The sequence below is a fragment of the Leptothoe sp. ISB3NOV94-8A genome (assembly GCF_043421595.1).
Lineage (GTDB): Bacteria > Cyanobacteriota > Cyanobacteriia > Phormidesmidales > Phormidesmidaceae > Leptothoe > Leptothoe turfae.
The window spans coordinates 312991-331832 of the sequence record NZ_JAXSQW010000003.1 but is presented as its reverse complement, the minus strand read 5'-3'; the positions used below and the strand labels follow the sequence as shown (position 1 = coordinate 331832).

Below are 18842 nucleotides of genomic sequence, written 5' to 3'. Positions count from 1 at the left end.
TACTGCCGATGTTGCAACAAATTGGTTGCATTGTGGTTTAACTCTTGAAATGAATTATGAAAACCTTAACACTGCAAATAGGATTATCTGTTTTTTTCACAATGTTGATGATAGATAGTAGTGAAGCAGTACAGAAAAATCCAACTGTTGAGTACAGGGTTAAGTCAATTTCGGTAAAACAAGACGATGCCGTTACTTCTATAACAGATGAAGCTGAGCAATTAAATCGGATCGGTATTGCACTCATCAATCAAGAGAAATACTCAGAAGCACTGGAAAAACTGCTTAGTTCTTTAGCGCTCTATAGGAAAATTAATAATCTTCAAGGAGTCGGGGTTTTATTGAGCAATATTGCTACCGTTTATGAATATCAGTATAAGTATGAATATGCTTTGGACGTTCACATACAGGCATTGGCGATTCTTCAGGAGGTTGATAACCGGCATGGTCAACGTAATACACTAAATTCTATAGGTTTCATTTTTAATCGACTAGGTGACTATACAAACTCTCTAGAATTTTTCAAGAAGGCTTTAGTAATCGATCAAGAGATTGGTGAGCTTCATAATATTGGCATATCTCTAAATAATATTGGAAGTGCATATCATGGATTAAGTGATTATTCTCAAGCACTAGAGTTTTACAATCAGTCACTAGAAATTCGAAAAAAACTTAATGATCTTCAAGGGAGAGCTGCTGTCCTAAACAATATTGGTACTGTTTATTTCGAACAATCTTTATACTCCAGAGCCATCGACTTTCATCAGCAATCATTAGCGATACGTAGGGAAATATTTGATTCTTATGGCATCGGAGAATCTCTTAACAATATTGGATTGATTTTCGCCGTGTTAGGCCAGTATAAAAGAGGAGTTGATATTTCCATGGAAGCTCTTGAAATTCAAGAGTCAGTCTCGAATTTTCGAGGTATGAGGGAGGCTCTCACTAATATTGGATTTATGTATTCACGTCAAGGTCAATACGAGAATGCACGGCTGATTTACTCAAGGGCTCTGGAAATTAGTCAAAATATCGATGATCGACGTGGTGAAGCTACTTTACTCAACAGTCTTGGGTTGATTTATTCTAGACAAGGAGACGATTCCAAAGCGCTTAGTTCTTATCAAAAATCACTGAAAATCCGCCGAGAGATAAAAAATCCTTGGGGTATTTCGGAAACACTACACAATATTGCTGCTGTTTATTCACGTCAAGGTGAATATGACAAAGCATTAGAACTTTACAACGAGTCACTTTTGATTGCTCAGGATATTAGTGACCTTGCTGGACAAGGAAGCACATTAGGGAGTATTGGAAGCTTATTTAAAGAACAAAATCAAGTTGAACTGGGAATTACTTTTCTAAAAAAGGCTGTGACTGTTTACGAGAGTATTCATGGTGATCTCAGTGTTTTAGATCATGGGTTACAAGACTCATACAAAGAGACAGTATCAGCAACTTATCGTGAGCTGGCTGATTTACTCCTTCAAGAGAATCGAGTGCTAGAAGCCCAAGCTGTGCTTGATCTTTTGCGAACACAAGAGCTAGAAGACTATTTTCAGGATGTACGTAGTCATGATGATGCCCCTAGAGATGTTGATTATTGGCAACCAGAAGAAGAGATCCTTACCCTTTATAAAGAGGTTCTTCTGGCCAAAGAGGACTTAGCTCGACTCAAAGCCAAAGCAGATACTGAGGGCTATGACTCATTAACTCCCGACGAATTGGAACTGTTTGATCAACTTAGCGCCCGTGAAGGCGAACTGTTGGATAACTTCACTGAGTTTCTAGAATATCCAGCCGTTAAAGCCGCCATAGCCCTGCTACGCACCTCAACAGAAGGCCAAAATATTGAACTGGCCAGCCTCCGCACTCTCCAAAACAACATTGCCAACCTGCCCAATGCAGTCCTACTCTATCCGCTAATTTTTGAAGACCGCCTAGAACTCATCCTGGTCCCCCCAGATGCCCCACCCATCCGTCGCCCGGTGGAAGTCAGTGCTAAGGACGTCAATGAAGCTATCCTCAATTACCGCACCCTGCTCCGTAGCCCCCATGGTTCCACCCAACAGGCAAAAGCAGCTGCGCAAAAACTCTACAACTGGCTAATTAAAGATATCGAAGAGGACCTGGCCCTACTCGATAATGGCACCAGCACCCAAACCATTGTCTATTCTCCAGATGGTGCCCTGCGCTATATTCCCCTCGTCGCCCTGCACGATGGCAACCAATGGCTTGCCGAACGATTCTCAGTCACCCACATTACCACCGATTCCATTAGTGACTTTGACACCCCACCCCAGACTGAGCACGCTATTCTAGCTGCTGCCTGTGCCGACTGTAGTTTTAGCCCCACTGTTGGCGGTGAGCAATACACCTTTAGCGACCTTTCGTTTACCCGCACCGAGGTCAACAACCTGGCAGCCCAAATACCCAACACCGATGTTCTCCTCGATGTTGCCTTTAGCAAAACCGACACCAAACGCCGCATTGAATTAGTTGGCTACAATATTATTCACCTGGCCACCCACGGTGCCTTTGTCTCCAGCAGTCCCGATGAGTCGTTTATTCTCTTTGGCGATGGCAATGTGGCCACGCTACGAGAGATGCGCAGTTGGCCCCTACGCGACGCGGATCTGGTGGTACTGAGTGCCTGTGAGACAGGACTGGGCGGACAGGATTTAGACAGTGGGATTGAGGTATTGGGGCTGGGCTACCAGATTCAGCGAGCCGGGGCAAAAGCAGCAATGGCATCGCTATGGCGCGTAGACGATGGCGGCACCCAGGCCCTGATGAATGCCTTTTACCTGGCCCTCAGTGAAGGATTACCTAAAGCCGAAGCACTGCGACGGGCACAGTTAGCCCTGATAAAAGATGATCTCTCGGTAATTTCAGGAGAATCCAGAGCGGCAATTAATATTGTCGATTTCGACACAGGGGAACCGATTAGTCTGAATGCAAGTTCAGACCATCCCTATTATTGGGCACCGTTTATTTTGATCGGCAATGGTTTGTAGCTAGTGCGTGGATGTGGAACCGCACCAGTTTGGTGCCGCCTAAACAGACGGCTTCAAACATTGACAACCTGCTATCCAAAAAAGACTTCAACCTGACAGGTAAAGCCTGGCAAAATAGGCGATTTCAAACTATCTTGCGGAAATAGTGTATTCATGAGTTTCAACAAACCATCTTCTCGGCGATACACTTCCAACTGCTGAGCGCGCCAATCTAAAATCCAATATTCTTGAACACCACGTTCACTGTAGAGCTTCACCTTGGTTTCTCGATCTCGCTCTTGATTTTGTTTGCCAGCTGATAACACTTCAACCATAAGTTCTGGTGCAATGGTCAAATGGCCTTCATCATCTAACCCTACCGATAGACGCTCATAGCTAATCCATACAACATCTGGAATTACATTATCTGCATCCTCAAAAATGACACCAGGTGTGGGTACAGCTTCACCGAGATTACTAGTATCCGACCAAGTGTTGAGGACCCTGACTACATTGCTAATGACCTTTTGATGTTTCCAGTGAGGCGCGCGGGTCATAAGCAAGCGTCCATCAATTATTTCATAGCGGTTGCTACTATCAGGTAATCGCTTTAAGTCTTCGGTAGTCCAACGAACTCGATTAATAGATTGAGTCATGGCAGGCGCTAGGCTAGGGAGCCGATGGTTCTAGCCCCATGATACTAAAGTGCTTACTTAAACGGTAAATTGTGGGTATTGGGAGTGCGATCGCACTTAAGTGAAATTACCTCTCCGTTAGCTGAGCCTGCTTCTAGGCCTTCAAACAAAACCAAACGGAGGTAGCGTTAATGTTTCACCATCCGATGAACTAATATCCACAGTAAACAGCTCATCAAAATTACCAATTGCCTGGATATATAAAAACGTAGTCATCGCCCCCGGCTGCACCTTACTAGTAGACATGACCGATGTTTGATCGCTTACCTGAAGCTCTGTGCCAATGGGTAATGGCTCATTGGCATCTGCACCAAATAACACAAATAGACTACTCCATTCATTTGTTTCTGCCAGTTCCCAGACGAACGTATAAAAGTAACAAATGACATTACCCACTCCGATGGACTGACAAGCTCCAACTGCGTCAGTGGGCACACCCACACTTCGGTCCTGCAACTCCCTAAGAATGTCTGATATTTTACCTAGAGGATCTTCAGCATCTCTAAAGTCCCTGAGCTCATAGCCACATTCTAAGGACGGGATAAACTGCCACGCTAGCTGCTCGGCCACAGTATCTAACTGCCCCTGTAGCCATTTCCCCGTATTGATAACCGTAGTCACAGTCTCATGCAGCTGAGTAGTAATTTTCTCTTTTACGCTAGATGTGACCGTGTCAGGTTTGATAATAGCCTCTGGCTTTAAACAGCTGAGATACCACAACAGTTTTTCAGGAGGCACTGTAAACTCGCTTACCGGCACCCCATACTCCTCAGCCTCGCACTGTCGCTCAACATAAGCCTCTAGCTGATGAGAAAGTAACGCTGTCCTCACGCGCACCTGCGCCACTTCTTCGTGCACCTCTACTAACACATACAAATGGGCTGTGTGCTTCTCACTCAAGGCACTGGCTGGAATCACCACCTGATCATCCTTAAGCGTGCCCATGGGTAAAATATATAGCCGAAAATCTCCCACCTGAATAGTCGCATCTGTACCCGGCGCGACAGTCTGTGAATAGCTAATTGGTAGCCCACTATTCCCTTGATTTAGCCATTGTTCAAAGCCTGTAATGGCCAGGGCCCTTAAAAAGCTATGCCATTGTTCATCTGCATCTGCAATATCACGACAAACACGCTGAGCCCATTGAGTAGACGTATTAGTTAGCATAATCGTTTCTGTTGCTACAGGGTGAAAACCTTTGAAAGGATCTGGGTTTGAAGGTTGAATACTCATGGCTTATCATCGGGCTGCAATGGTAGGAATGTGTAAATCTTAGGAAGGCAAATCAGGGGGCAGTGGTAGTGTGTCAACAACTGCGCAGAGTTGTCGGGCAAATACACTATTGGCTGTGCGATTTTTCGGTATCTGTGCTTCCGAGGCCGCTTCTGCCATCACCGCATCCGCTTCTTCGTTTAGGATTTGCTCTAGCTTGTCAGCAATGTTATCTAACTGATCAGGCGAAAGATGTTTTAGGGCGTTTTTTTGTACACGTTCCTTAAGTTGGTTAAGCCAATAAATACAGACTTCAGTGCGAAATTTTTTAAGATTCAGTAGCCGTGTGACCTTAACCTGACTGTTTAACCCCAGTGTTTTGGCAATCTCTCCCATGGGCCGTCCCTCGCAGTGAAACAGCTCCAATGCTTGACGATATACTCTGCCCTGGGGGGGTCTACGCTTTTGGTAATGGACCGTGTAGGCCGTCACCGTTACTTTAATGGCCTCGCCTAGAGTATTGAGAAAATCTTGACGATAGTTCTTGGCAAATTCATCCTGGATCTCCTGAAAATCATCAGAGACTGGGACCGCTGGTTCGGTGTATTCATTGGCATCAAGAGATTGCCTAGGTAGACTGCCTCCCCGTGCAGCAACACGGGACTGGCGTAGCTGTTCTGCCAGGTCATGAAGCTGTGATAGAACGACATTTGGCGGTTGGCTAAGATCTATCCGCTGCAACTGTTCATCGGTAGGAGCGCTACATCGTTGCCCACGGCTAGTTCTCTGGGTAATGCGGTCCCTCCGATACACCCGATGGTAAGCTCCTAGCAACTGGGCAGCGATGTCTAACTCTGATGGACTCAGATGCGGTAAAAACCGAGGCAATTGGGTCGCCTTTGTATCATTCAGAATCGCCCAGGGGGTGGCTCGGTACAGTCCCTGACTAAGCAAAAAGTTATTTAATTCACGGTGATTTTTGGTGAGGCGACTGGCCCAGGTACTAAGGGCCCCCCGGTTTGGATCATAGCTAGCCAAGATCTTCATCGTAAACGATTGGTATGTGGCGGGCACTTTACCATCGTCATCTAACACCAATGGCCACAGGTCAGTTGCTTGAAAGCCATAGGTTGCACCAAAACTACGGGCTAGCTGGATGCAGATGTAAACAATTTGGTGAGATAACCAGCAGCGCAGACATAGCTGCGCCATGGACGCTTCATTAGGATGCGCCTGGCAAATGCGCCATAGCGTATCCTGACAAATGCGATCTGATAGCTCCTCAGCCGCGATTTCATCTTCAAAGCGAGCTTTGAACCATTGCTGAGCTTGGGGACAGTCTCGGTGTTCCAGCTGCCCTGCGGCGGTGAGGGTTGTTATTTGCCAATAGCGAAAGGGAGGTTCCATAGTGCTTGGATACGGACAGTGCCCTGGGGTTAGTCTAGATTGATTTTGGCCATGGTCAGAGAAATCTAAGGATTACCTGCAAAATTTCGATTTCGAGGCATTATAGAGGTAGAGTATCGTTTTCATAGGTGGGGGTTCGTTAACCTGTCGCCGTTGGGTATCGCTGGGTTAAGCAGACTTATTCACTCAGCTGGGATATTAACTGCAGCTGGAACTTTAAGCCAGAACTCGGCGAGGCAGGGCATCAGGTGTCAGTGAGATTCTGGATAAAGAGAAGCACTGTTCAACAACACGTCCCAAAAGACTTGCTTCAATGTTTTAATCCCCAACTATTGCTGTGCTAATTCTCTCCACTGATTTCGTAACTCCTGCGCCCGGGTATTTTGCGGATTAATCACCAGTACCTGATCCATCGCCTCAACGGCTTGTCCGTAACGTCCTAAATCTGCCAGGGCCAGCGCCTTGTTATACCAGGGACCCTCCGCCTGTGGATTGAGGGCAATCGCTTGATCATAAGAAGCAATCGCCTCTTCATACCGCTTGAGCCCGGCCAAGCTATTTCCCCGATAGAACCAGATGCGGGCATTATTTGCTGCCAATGCCACTGCCCGATCCAGGGCTGTCAATGCCTCACCTGGTCGCTCTAGCTTGAGCAATAAACGACCTACCCATAACCATGCCCCGGTCAGGTCTGGTTTGAGTTCAGTGGCCAGTTGAAAGTCCGCCAGCGCATCCCCATATTGCTCAGCGTTATTCAACGCAATGCCCCGATGGTAATACGCCCACGCATAGTTTGGATCTATCGTAAGCGCCTGCTGATAAGCGGCTAGCGCCTCTTGCAGGCGATCTGTTTCATCCAGCGCATTGCCCAACCAGACCCATGCGTAGGTTAAATTAGGGTTGAGTGCCGTTACCTGCCGATAGGCTGTTCCTGCCTCTGCATAACGTCGCAGACCGTAGAGGGCTTCTCCCTTACCCAACCAACCTTGAAATTGATTAGGTTCCATCGCAATTGCTGTCTCAAATGAGGTCAGTGCGGCTTCGTAGCTACGCGATTTTAGTTGTTCTAGCCCTGTGTCGATTAAATCACTGTAGGACTGTCCCTGAGATAGCTGGATTGTCTCTTGGGGATAGATGTCAATGTGAGGTTCAATGGCTGCCAGTGCTGTAGTAGACAACAAGATGGGAAGAACAGTACCTAAACCAATGGCAGATAAAAGTTTCATGGTGATGACTCCGAATAAATGATTAGTATTGTTGATCCTCAATGGGGCTCAACTCTTGAAACGTGAGTGTTTTTGAGGCTGATTCGCCATTAATGCTTGCTAAACTGGGTGTTTCTTGGCGGTGTGCACTTATTCATGGTTTATGTGGCACATGGAGAAACGGAAAGCTGAAATTTTGTAGAGAACCTATTGAGCTTCTCCCGTCGGCATCAATGCAGCCCAGTTCTTCACTCCAGGTAGTATGACAGCAGCCTGGTTAACCTTTTTGGACCTTCTTCTGAGCGTATAGTTTAAGAAAATATAATTGCTGTAGTTATGGTCACCCATGCATTGGCATTGATTGCCTTAACGTTCTTGACATCGCTGAACCGTTTGCCTTCGCAAGTAATCTTTGCCGATAGCCATCAGTCACCAGCCTCGGTTGAGGTGACAGCTGAGGCTAACCGTTTACGGGATCGTGGTGTTGCGTCGTTTCAAGCAGAGCAATGGCAAGCGGCTATCGATGACTGGAAGCAGGCTTTAGGGCTGTATCAAGCCATGGATAACCAGGGGAGTGCATCTAAGTTATTGATTAATATTGGGCTCGCCTATCGTAAACAAAATAATTACTCTGAAGCTCTGCGCTACTTTGAACAAGGCCTCAGTGTCAACCGAGAACTGAATAATCAGGATGGAGAGACAGCGGCATTGACCCACATGGGTGTGGTTTATGATCTGCTGAGTCAGTATAGTCTGGCGTTACAGTTTCACCGACAAAGTTTGGAGCTTGCCCGACGTATTGATAACCCCATCCGAGAGTTTAGGGCGTTGGGAAATTTAGGGATAGTTTATAAAAAACTCGGTGACTATGGGGCTGCCCTTGATGCCTATGAACAGAGTCTGTTGCTAGTACGTGATGCGGATGACCCGGTAAATGAAGCGCGAGTGTTAAACAATATTGGTCAGGTGCACCGCTATCTGAAGAATTACGACAGTGCCTTGCAGGCCTTTGCACAAAGCTTGAGCTTAAAACGCCAGCTTGGCGACCCACAGGGTGAAGCCACGACCCTGGGCAACATAGGGATTGTTTACGCTTTACAGGAAAACTATTCGCAAGCCCTGGAATATTATCAGCAAAGCCTTGAATTATCTCAAACATCTAGGTTTGCTGTTGGCAAACTCAGGGTCCTCAATAATTTGGGCGAACTTTATCAGTTGATGGGAGATTACGACACAGCATTACTTTATTATCAGCGTAGTCTTGCGATCGCAACCCAACTCAATCTCCGTCCAGCCCAGGGGACGATCCTCAGTAATCTTGGTTTACTCTACCGGGCTAATCAACAACCCAGTGTCGCAATTCTCTTTCTGAAACAAGCCATTAATCAATACGAAGCGATCCGCGCCGATAATCAGTCACTGGCAGTGGACCTGCAAACCTCCTATGTCGATACGATTGCCGATACCTACCGGCAGTTAGCGGACCTACTTTTACAGCAAAATCGAGTGCTTGAGGCTCAACGCATCTTGGATTTGCTGAAGGTACAAGAGGTGCAAGACTATTTTAACAATGTGCGAGGCAATGCCCGTACGGCCAGTGGCATTGAGTTTTATCAAGCTGAGCAAGATATTTTAGACCAATATGAGCGGTTGCAAACATCCGCCATTGAAATTGGTCAAGAGATTAGGCAGTTAGAAGAAGCAACCATTCAAGGGACATTAACCCCAGCAGAGCAACCGCGACTTGATCAACTGCTTGAGGTCCAGGATCAGCTATTCCTTCAGTTCAATGAATTTACGCGCAGTGAGGATATACAAGGAAGTCTACAGCAAATGGCTGCAGACGAAAGTAGCTTCTCGATCCAAGAAATTAGCAGCCTTGGAGATAATCTAGAACAGCTTAATGCTGTTTTGATCTATCCACTGGTCCTAGAGGACCGCATTGAGTTGATTATTACCACTGCAAATGCTCCACCATTACGGCGAACAGTGAAACATGTCAGCCGGGCTGAGCTCAATAGTGCGATCGCAACATTTCGATCTGTTCTACAACAACCCACACAAGATGCCAAAGGGTCTGCATATCAACTATATCGTTGGCTGATTGAACCTTTGGAAGAAGACTTATCCAGGGCAAATGCACAAACGATTCTTTACGCACCAGACGGCCCCTTGCGCTATGTTCCCCTGGCGGCACTCTATGATTCAGCGAATGCTAGTAACGGCCAATGGTTAGCAGAGCGCTTTCAAATCAACAACATTACAGCCACATCCCTACAAAACCTCAATACACAGCCATTAACCGCACCCCGCATCCTGGCAGCGGCCTTTGCAGATGAAACAGTGACCCACACTGTCAATGTCGGAAACCAAACCCTTAAGTTTTCGGGCTTACCCTTTGCTGGCATAGAAGTGTCCATTCTTGCTCGTACCCTATCCAATATTCAAACCTACATTGACAATGACTTTAGTCTGGCGTCACTGCGGTCCAGGCTAAATACCTTCAATATTCTGCATTTTGCTACTCACGCCTCACTTGTCCCCAAAGATGCAGGGGAGTCATTTATTTTGTTTGGCAACGGCGATCGTCCCACTATTCGAGATATCGAAACCTGGAGGCTGACCAGGGTTGATTTAGTGGTGCTGAGTGCCTGTGAGACGGGTCTGGGTGGGTTTGACAATAACGGTGAGCAGGTGCTGGGATTAGGCTATCAGTTTCAACGACAGGGAGCACGTGCTGTAGTTGCCTCTCTTTGGCAAGTAGACGATGGCGGCACCCAGACATTGATGAATGCCTTTTATCTTGCCATTAATGCAGGCTACTCAAAAACCGAAGCCCTACAAAAGGCTCAGCTAGCACTTATTAACAATGATCTGTCTAGCATCACAGGAGAACCGAGAGCCGCTATTAATATACTGGATACCGTTACTGGTAACCCCATCAGGTTACAGGCTAGCCCAGACCATCCCTACTACTGGGCTCCCTTTATTTTGATTGGTAACGGTCTTTAAGCAGTATCTAGGGCAGATGAGTAGATGGGTCGATGAGTGGATGATTAGTTAATGGCAAGTGTCTATGCGCACTTCTCCTCTAGGAAAAATCCACTCGTATATTTAAATTCGCTTTTACCCGACGGCCACCATCGATAATAAAGAGAATTTCGGCAAACCCACCAGGCCCCGGCTCTTTGACTGTATATAAACGCGTAACTGAGCCAAACCGAGTTTCATAGCTGGTAATACTACTAGGTCCTAAATATTCACCAGTATTCGGATCTACATCACCGTCCCAGGTGCCCCAGTCTTCAAAGCGATTACGAGTGGGTACCAGGGCACCATCTAACTCCAGCGCATCTAAATGTTCGTCGCCGCCCAGCACCTGCATACCGCGATCAACTCCAGCCGTAGTGGATCCCGTAAAGGCAATGGGGCTCACAAAATTATTCACAACTTGGATTGTGCCAAAGCCAGGATTAGGCCCTAGACGTTCATTGCGCTGTCTACCCCAAAGCGGGTTATCCACGTTACCTAAACGTTTAGAGAAAGGGGTTGCGCTATCTGTATAGCTGCGATTCGTAAACTCTTGCTGAACAGATTGGACAACCTCTGCAACAACCGAATTGGTCTCTGGGGGGAGGTTGGCCGTTTCTCCTTGGGCAATATTAACCTCACGAAAGGTTCTAAACACAGCATCAGCCCGACCATCTTGACTTAGCCGATAGTTAAGAGAATAAGCATTGGCCGGTTTAGGAAAAAAGAAACTGGAAGTCTTGGCAAAGGAAAGACTTCCCAGGGTACTGGTTACAATAAATTTGCGTCGGTTGAAGCTCATAGAGATGGCTGGCACTTAGGACAATAGGTTGACGCCAAGGGAGACAACGACGTTTAGAAGAGATCAAAAATATCGTTTACCGTATCTACAGCATCTTCAACTCCATTGAGCACATCATTGGTTTGATCAATCACGCTGCTGGGGTTATTGGGGGGAGTATGTCCTTCAGGACGATTGCTGTCTGAGGCTGTGGGATTTGTTTGAGGCTCGCCCGTGTTGATGACGTATCCTCCTGGGGCTGGGCTGCCTGTGGAGGGACTACTATGGATGGTATTATTTGTAGCACCATACAGCTTGGCTTCTAGAAAGTGAAGATTACAGCTGCTGTTCTGGCCGCTAGAGCCTGCCCGATGACACACAATTTCGATAGCAAAGTCTTCACCATTGCCTAGGGACAACGGAGTATTAATCAAACTACCTGGAATAATATTGTCATAGGAATAGACAACATTACCACTTTGATAAACATTGACTGTAGCTAATGTCTCCTTAGCGACATCATCGTCAGGCACCCCCATCTGTAACGATAGTAAGGGAAATATCCGTGAATCAGTCAAACAAGTAATCGCAGCCCTGTAGGTAGCACGAATCGACATGTAAAACTGTGACTCATAAGGGCGTCGGTTGACTGACACAATAGACGAGCCCGTGCGTAGCCGATCATACTGTGAGCGTGAACTAGTATGGGTACACTGTGCTCCGTCCAATAGCGGCATGTCCACATTAGAATCCTCTCGACCTCGGGGGTCAGGTCTAGATTGCCCTAGAACCGGTAGGCTCGACATTAACAAACCTGTCAACGACAAGGAAAATAATACAGTGGCTTTTGCTTTTGAGGTCATATGAGACATGGCGAGCTAGTAGGGACATCCTGAATGATGTTTGTATCATCAAACGTATCTGCTGCTTGTATATTTACACTGAGAAATAGCACTTCATGTGTTAAAAATTTATCCTGGTTGGATAAACAGTAAAGCTTACTTAAAGGCAATGTACTAGATAACTTTTACGATTGCTGGATATCACGGATCAACGTTTTCTTACATCTTGTGGCAACAGTATCCTATCAACGCTATTCCACCACTTCAAAAACCGCAGAAAATGCTGCTAGTCGCTGGGTATCAGAACTCTGGCGACCGCGTACAAGTACGGTGCTGCGTGCATTACGGTTTAAGTCACCCAATAAACTATCCAAAATCTCTACGGGAGCATCATCCCCTTCGTTAGAACCACGGGTTTGACCTTCGCCAAAAACAAGTGGATTACCGGAGCGGATACCTCGTCCACGGGCAATTTCTCTAAGGCCCCTCAGCGCATCCCGCAACTGGTCGGTACTGGCCAGGACCAACAGCTCAAAATGGCCAGCCGGTCCACCCACTTCAAACTCGAAATTGCTGCCTGGACTGGGGGCAATGAGTCGCTGACCGGGTTGCACCAGCGTCGCGGTTTCCGCTGCATTCCAATCCACAGGATGTAGCACAACGAGCTGACCTTTGCTATCGATAATGAGAATACTAATATAGAGATTTCTAGACTCATTATTGGTGACAGCAATCTCTATGCGAGTTCCCACCTCAACTTTTTGGATGCCTGTGTCGACGGTCTGGGCAATCAAGCCTGCTTCTTGAGCGGCGCGGCTGCCCCGACTGAGCAAAGTACCCCCAGTCGCGACTGGGGTAACGTCCACTTCTACATTGACATCCGAGGTCTCTCCATTAGCAATCGACTTGAGAATCCGCCCTGCCAGCAGCATCTTCATACGAGGTCGTAAACGAGCAACAGCGTTGACAACCGACTCATCGACCCGGCCAAAGGATTCAGGAACGGGCGTTAACCCTTCTGTAAATAAGCCGATACTACCGACAGGCGAGACCATGGTGATGCCCTCAGTGGCGGCTCTAGTTTTGATACTATCTGTCAATCTACCCAGTAGATAGTCAATGGGTTGAGTTTGGTCAACATTAACCACCGTGATGCGGTTAACGGCAGCCAGCGTTTCTCTAGCAATAGCAGCGTCCTCCGCCAGGCTAATATCTATGCCCACTCGTAGGGAAAGATCTGCCGGAATCCCCCGCACCTGTTCTCTCATCAAGATGCCGCGATCGCGTCCGCTGCGACCCATTGTTTCCAGAGTCCCATAGCCTTCCAGGCCAGCCCGGCCTGTTTGGGTTACCACACCGATCGGATTCCCCTCGGTATCGATCAGATTAAAAACGGCCCCTGTGGTAAAGGCTTCGATACTCTGCGGAGAGACACCCCCTAGCCAAAACGTGATGTTGTTGCCGTCGATTTGTCGCACAACGGCCTCCGCTGCGGGGTGAGGAGCCTTAAGAAATAAAGGTGGCTGCTGTTCAAAATTGCTATTGGGAGCAACCTCAAAGATGGGTTCTTGCTCTAGCCCTGCACTTTTAGCCACATCTTGGGTACTACGGGATAGGTTAACAAATACATTGTCGACCGATTGATCGCCCACCTGCTGCCATAAATAGCGCGTGAGTAAATAGCTAAACGCACCTGCATTAAAATCTCCAAAGGGCGCATCGGCGGCTAGCTGGTTAATGCGGGCTGATCCTAGGGCCATGCCTTTGGCAATGCCTGACTGGCGTAATTCTTGAAGTTTTTGTGACGATAGATTATTGAGCCCTTGCCACCTCTCTTGGTAAGCCAGTTCAGTATCCGAGGGTTCTATGTCACCACTCAACAATCGGTCGGTGACTGAACGAATGACTAGATTGCCCCTGGTGCCACCCCCAGCATGACAGCTATCTAAAATCAGGCTAACATTGTTGGTCTTGAGGGCATAGGTGAGCAAGAATAGAGTTTTGCCCATAATGTCATTGACCTGTTTATTATCGTGAGAAACACCAGCGCGTGCATCAATTGGAACAATAGTGCCATTGCGATTGTTAAAGCCTGGAATTCCATTTTCTTCTTTGACCAGCGCTCCATGGCCAGAGTAATGAAAGACAACAACATCGCCTTCGTTGGCCTGGTTGATCAGATGCTCTTCAAATGCAGTTAGTATATTTTCCCGCGTGGGTGGTGCGGCGACACGAGTGCTCAGGATGCCGTCAATCGGGTCGCTAATGATTTTTATGTCGTCGGGTTGAAAGCCAAAGCGATGGACCAGTAACTCGTACTGCATTTCGACATCTGTGAGGCATCCACGTAGACGACCTACCGATCTGGGATAATTATTGATCCCTACCAGCAGAGCCAGCTTGCGAGATGTTTCCTGAGCCAGTGCTTTGCCGTAGCGATCGCACTGTCGCAAAAAGTGTGTTTGACTAAGACCAATGGATGCCAGGGTAGATCCGGCAAGCTGTAGAAAATGACGGCGCTTAAACTGAGGCATGACAGGGGCTCTAACGTCTTATACATCGTCGCTATTTCTGGTGCCTTTGCGCTTATTCACTCAAATATTTTAAGAAATAGACAGAAAGTGCCTCATATTATGTAATTGTTTTTTCTGGCTATAAACAAGAAGATTATTCTACGGACTGATGCCCCTCAAGTCTCTTCACGTCTCAAAACAAGACCTACTGCGGCAAACTCTTCATTACCTACAAGCTGGCCTTCTATGCGTTTTATGACCTTAAAGCCTTCAGCAAGATACAGTTCCAGTGCAGGTGTATTGCCTTCAAGCAATTCAATTGCCATAGTTGGTGCTGAGTTTGCAACAGCATGTTGGACTAACGCACGACCCACACCTTTTCTATAAAATTTAGGATCAACGTAAAGCCAGGTAAGTTCTTCATTCGTATAGGCAACAAACCCTTGGATAACATTATCGACCTCTGCAACAAAGAGTTGACCATCAAAAAGGCCCTCCTCCTTGGCTGTTTGCCCAAGGGTCAGGAACGCATCCATACCAACAGTTAATGTCAGTTCATCGACACGTGATGCATCATGGATTTCGCACAGCCTGGACCAATCTGTAACTTCATAAGAACGTATGTTGATCATTATCGGTAATCGCCAGCAGCTATAGTTGCAACTACTGTTGATCGTGAGTGGGTCGTGTTGCAACTGCGGCGGGATGAGATACGGATGCCAGCGCGAAAAACATGCAACGGAATTTTATTTGCCACCTGATTGTTGATCTTAGTACCCACAGGGGTACTTTTCTTGCGCCTGTGAACCATCTCCACTGAGACCCGATGAAACTCCAGCACCAACGATACACAACAGTCTTCTAACAAAAAATACTCATAACCCAAATCATTAGCCCTTTATTTTCCATTGGGCAATAGAATAAAGACATTGTCGATGCTGAGGATCAACCCACGACTAACCTTTCTCAGGTTGCTAGCAAAACAGCTATCCGCACTGGATGTAAGCTGATTGCCCAGGACAATAACACTCTTACCACTGCATAACAAATTCACCGCTAAAACCCATACCCACCCTTGTTTTTTAACCTATGACCCAGACCATCCCTTCATCTCAACAATCGCCAGTCCAAATTATCGGGGCTGGTCCCGGTGCTCTAGACCTAATTACCGTTCGCGGTCAGAATCTCCTAGCGACGGCAGATACGGTTTTCTACACTGGGTCGCTGGTACCTGAACAGATGCTGCAATGGTGTCAGTCAACGGTGGAAACCATCGATACCCGATCCCATACCTTAGAAACCTGGTTGCCAATGCTCCAAGAACGGGTGCTCAAAGGCAAGCGTGTGGTGCGATTGCAAGATGGCGATCCGTGTCTCTATGGGGCACTCCATGAGCTGATGGCGTTTTTGCTTAAGCATCAGATAACGTTTGAAATTGTGCCGGGGGTCAGTGCATTTCAGCTAGCAGCAGCACGTTTGGCGGTGGAGCTAACGGTACCTCAATTAGTGCAGAGCATTATCCTTACCCGAGTGCAGGGCCGTACCAATGTGCCAGGCGATGAGGACCTGGCCTCCCTGGCCGCGCACCGGGCTTCTCTGTGTCTTTACCTCAGCGCTCGCCATGCCGCTGCCGCCCAGGATAAGCTAATGACCCATTATCCACCAGAAACCCCTGTTGCCCTTTGCTATCGCCTGGGCTGGCCCGATGAAGAGATTTTTGTAGGGCGTTTGGATACCATGGCAACCATGACTCAGGAATCAGGCCACGATCGCACCGTGATGTATCTGATTAGTCCGGCATTGGCTGCCCAAGAAGCGCGATCGCAACTCTATAATCCAGGCCACAGCCACCTCTTCCGTCCCCATTTATCCAGGGTGTGACCATTTGGCTAATCGGCGGCACCAGTGAAAGTCGAGCCATTGCCCAGCGACTCACTCAGCAAGGGATTTCGTGGTTGGTGACCGTCGTTTCCCCTACGGCAGGGCAGCTGTATCAGGGGCTGCCTGGTCAGATACAGCCAGGGGCATTGGATTGGGCCAGTATACAAACCTTGGTTCGGCAGCACCGCATTCGTGCCATTGTCGATGCCTCCCATCCCTTTGCCACCGAAATTTCTAAACAGGCCATGGCCCTCGGCTTGCCCTACCTGCGGTTTGAACGCCAGGCCTGTTCTCTAGAGCCACCTGCGGAGTCCGTGCCTGATTTAGAGACCCTTTTGCAACCTCAATATCTGGACAATCGTCGTGTGCTCCTTACCCTGGGTATCAAAGCACTGCATCGGTTTCAGCCCTGGCAACAGCGGTCTGACATCTGGGCCAGAATTCTGCCAACGGCTCAAGCTCAGGCCATCCAGCTTGGGTTTGAACCAAAACAGCTGATTTGCGATCGCTCCCCCACCGATGCCCTAGCAGAACAAACCCTATGGCAGCGTCTGGGAGTGGATACCGTCATCACCAAAGCCAGCGGTGGTCCAGGAGGAGTCCCCGTAAAACTAGCCGCAGCCAAAGCCCTGGAAGTGAGACTATTAGTGATTGCTCGTCCTGCATTAGTTTATCCCCAACAAACCTATAATTTAGATGAGGTCATTGAATTTTGTTGCTATGCATGATCCCGTAGGAGTCGTGCCTTGTGCCTACCCCGCGATACCCCACACGATTAGCCAGGATAACTAAATAATTCTGTAGGGGTAATGCCTTGTGCTTACCCCGTAATGCCTTGTGCTTACCCCGTAATGCCTTATGCTTACCCCGTAATGCCATACGCGATCAGCCAAGATCTCATACATACGAATTCTGGTTGGTGGCATAGGTTATCCCAGGGCAGGCACGAGACCTGCCCCTACGAGATATCTATAAGGAGATTCTATGGCCCGAGCCGGGTATACACTGCCAGTTTTTGCTGTTGCTGCCGCTAAAGCTGCTCTCATCCATCTGCTTGTTCAGTCTGGAGAGTTTGGAAAGAAAGAACAGGTTTCTAAGGCCCTACTATCTGACAAGGAACACGAGATACAAGTAACCCTTGATTTGGCTCCAGGTGAGGCTGAAGTTACAATCCAGCAAGTGGCCAACATCGACTCCACCACGGCCCTTAGCATTTGTCTTAGCGACCCCGGCGATAATCTTGACCTGACCCGCGATACCCCTATCTGGGCCTGGGTAAATCTAGAAGAAATTGGTGCAGATGCTGAAGACAATCTGATCTTGGAAGCGGGTGAAGGCATCGGTCACACTGCCGCCGGAGAACCTGCTTTCTATACCTATGCTCGTAAACTGTTTGATGTGAATGTTCGCCCTCTCATTCCAACTCAGTATCAGGCCAGGGTGCGGATTATTTTGCCAGAAGGGCGTCGGTTGGCCCAACGGACCTCCAATGAAGCTTTTGGCATTTTGGAAGGACTCGCCCTTGCGGGCACCAGCGGTATCTCTCAACCTCACTCGTCCACTGACCAGTTAGCAGAGTATCGAGCTAGCTTGCAAAAGGCCGTTCAGACGACACCGCATCTGGTGTTTTGTATTGGTCACAATGGTCAGCATACGGCCCACCGGTTGGGGATTGGCGCACAACATATTGTGCAGACGGGTAACTGGATGGGACCAATGCTGGCGGAAGCAGGGTTACGGGGTGCAAAATCTGTGCTGCTGCTGGGTTATCACGGCAAGTTGGTTAAGTTGGCAGGGGGGATTTTCAACACGTCGAGTCATGTGGCGGATGGCAAACTACCGATACTGGCAGCGGCAATTGCACAAGTGGAGGAGACTCCGGAAACGACGGATCGTTTGGCGGTAATTCGTTCAGTGTTGGCATCTCCTACGGCGGCAGCAGCCCATGAACTTTTGATAGAAGTGGGTTTAGCTGATTCGGTATTTGGGTTGTTGGCAAGGCAAATTAGCGATCGCGCCCAGGCGTATATTCAGAAGTATGCCAATGTGCGGGTGGAGGTGGGGACAGTGTTGTGCGATCGCAAAGGCCACATCATTGCCCAGGATACACAATTAAATTCCTATCTCTCGGATGATCTTTGAAAATAATGGACACCCCTGTAGGGGTGGTGCCTAGTGCCCACCCTGGACAATCTGGCGCAATCAACCAGAATCATATACAACAAATTCCGTTGGATGATATAGGTTTTCCCAGGGCAGGTACAAGACCTGCCCCTACCG

The 18842-nt window shown here is 47.9% G+C and carries 13 protein-coding genes; 5 read left to right on the top strand and 8 right to left on the bottom strand.

What is annotated here, in order from left to right; translation table 11 throughout:
* Positions 1–101: 101 nt before the first annotated feature.
* On the top strand, positions 102–3017 hold the full coding sequence (locus SPB21_RS33505) for a CHAT domain-containing protein (RefSeq protein WP_499869392.1): 2916 nt from the start codon (positions 102–104) through the stop codon (positions 3015–3017).
* Positions 3018–3088: 71 nt separating this feature from the next.
* Here SPB21_RS33505 and SPB21_RS33500 read toward each other — a convergent pair whose 3' ends face one another.
* From SPB21_RS33500 to SPB21_RS33485, 4 genes are all read right to left on the bottom strand, one after another.
* Positions 3089–3652 (bottom strand): Uma2 family endonuclease, encoded by a 564-nt coding sequence (locus SPB21_RS33500; protein ID WP_499869390.1) that lies wholly within the window; start codon positions 3650–3652, stop codon positions 3089–3091.
* A 141-nt stretch (positions 3653–3793) separates the two neighbouring features.
* A complete protein-coding gene (locus SPB21_RS33495; RefSeq protein WP_499869389.1) occupies positions 3794–4924 on the bottom strand; it encodes a DUF1822 family protein in 1131 nt (376 codons plus the stop codon).
* A 39-nt stretch (positions 4925–4963) separates the two neighbouring features.
* Positions 4964–6310 (bottom strand): hypothetical protein, encoded by a 1347-nt coding sequence (locus SPB21_RS33490; RefSeq protein ID WP_499869387.1) that lies wholly within the window; start codon positions 6308–6310, stop codon positions 4964–4966.
* A gap of 329 nt (positions 6311–6639) precedes the next feature.
* Positions 6640–7536, bottom strand: a complete 897-nt coding sequence (locus tag SPB21_RS33485; protein WP_499869386.1) for a tetratricopeptide repeat protein — start codon at positions 7534–7536, stop codon at positions 6640–6642.
* A 315-nt stretch (positions 7537–7851) separates the two neighbouring features.
* Here SPB21_RS33485 and SPB21_RS33480 point away from each other — a divergent pair, with 315 nt between their 5' ends.
* Complete coding sequence (locus SPB21_RS33480) at positions 7852–10527, top strand: CHAT domain-containing protein (protein ID WP_499869385.1); 2676 nt, start codon at positions 7852–7854, stop codon at positions 10525–10527.
* Between the two features lie 79 nt (positions 10528–10606).
* Here SPB21_RS33480 and SPB21_RS33475 read toward each other — a convergent pair whose 3' ends face one another.
* The 4 genes from SPB21_RS33475 to SPB21_RS33460 all read right to left on the bottom strand — a co-directional run bounded on the left by SPB21_RS33475 (position 10607) and on the right by SPB21_RS33460 (position 15313).
* A complete protein-coding gene (locus tag SPB21_RS33475; protein WP_250565130.1) occupies positions 10607–11347 on the bottom strand; it encodes a hypothetical protein in 741 nt (246 codons plus the stop codon).
* Positions 11348–11400: 53 nt separating this feature from the next.
* Positions 11401–12189: a hypothetical protein gene (locus SPB21_RS33470; RefSeq protein WP_499869383.1), complete on the bottom strand. Its 789-nt coding sequence runs from the start codon at positions 12187–12189 to the stop codon at positions 11401–11403.
* Between the two features lie 230 nt (positions 12190–12419).
* The gene (locus SPB21_RS33465) at positions 12420–14702 is read right to left on the bottom strand and encodes a caspase family protein (protein ID WP_499869381.1); all 2283 of its coding nucleotides are present in this window, start codon (positions 14700–14702) and stop codon (positions 12420–12422) included.
* 155 nt (positions 14703–14857) lie between these two features.
* Positions 14858–15313, bottom strand: a complete 456-nt coding sequence (locus tag SPB21_RS33460; protein ID WP_163669167.1) for a GNAT family N-acetyltransferase — start codon at positions 15311–15313, stop codon at positions 14858–14860.
* 457 nt (positions 15314–15770) lie between these two features.
* Here SPB21_RS33460 and cobM point away from each other — a divergent pair, with 457 nt between their 5' ends.
* The 3 genes from cobM (at position 15771) to cbiD (ending at position 18704) form a co-directional block, all read left to right on the top strand.
* Entirely contained in the window at positions 15771–16562 is a 792-nt protein-coding gene (cobM, locus tag SPB21_RS33455) for a precorrin-4 C(11)-methyltransferase (protein WP_499869379.1), read from the top strand.
* A complete protein-coding gene (locus SPB21_RS33450) occupies positions 16559–17290 on the top strand; it encodes a cobalt-precorrin-6A reductase (RefSeq protein ID WP_499869377.1) in 732 nt (243 codons plus the stop codon). The genes cobM and SPB21_RS33450 overlap by 4 nt, the downstream gene beginning before the upstream one ends.
* 256 nt (positions 17291–17546) lie before the next feature.
* A complete protein-coding gene (gene cbiD, locus SPB21_RS33445; protein WP_499869375.1) occupies positions 17547–18704 on the top strand; it encodes a cobalt-precorrin-5B (C(1))-methyltransferase CbiD in 1158 nt (385 codons plus the stop codon).
* Positions 18705–18842 lie beyond the last annotated feature (138 nt).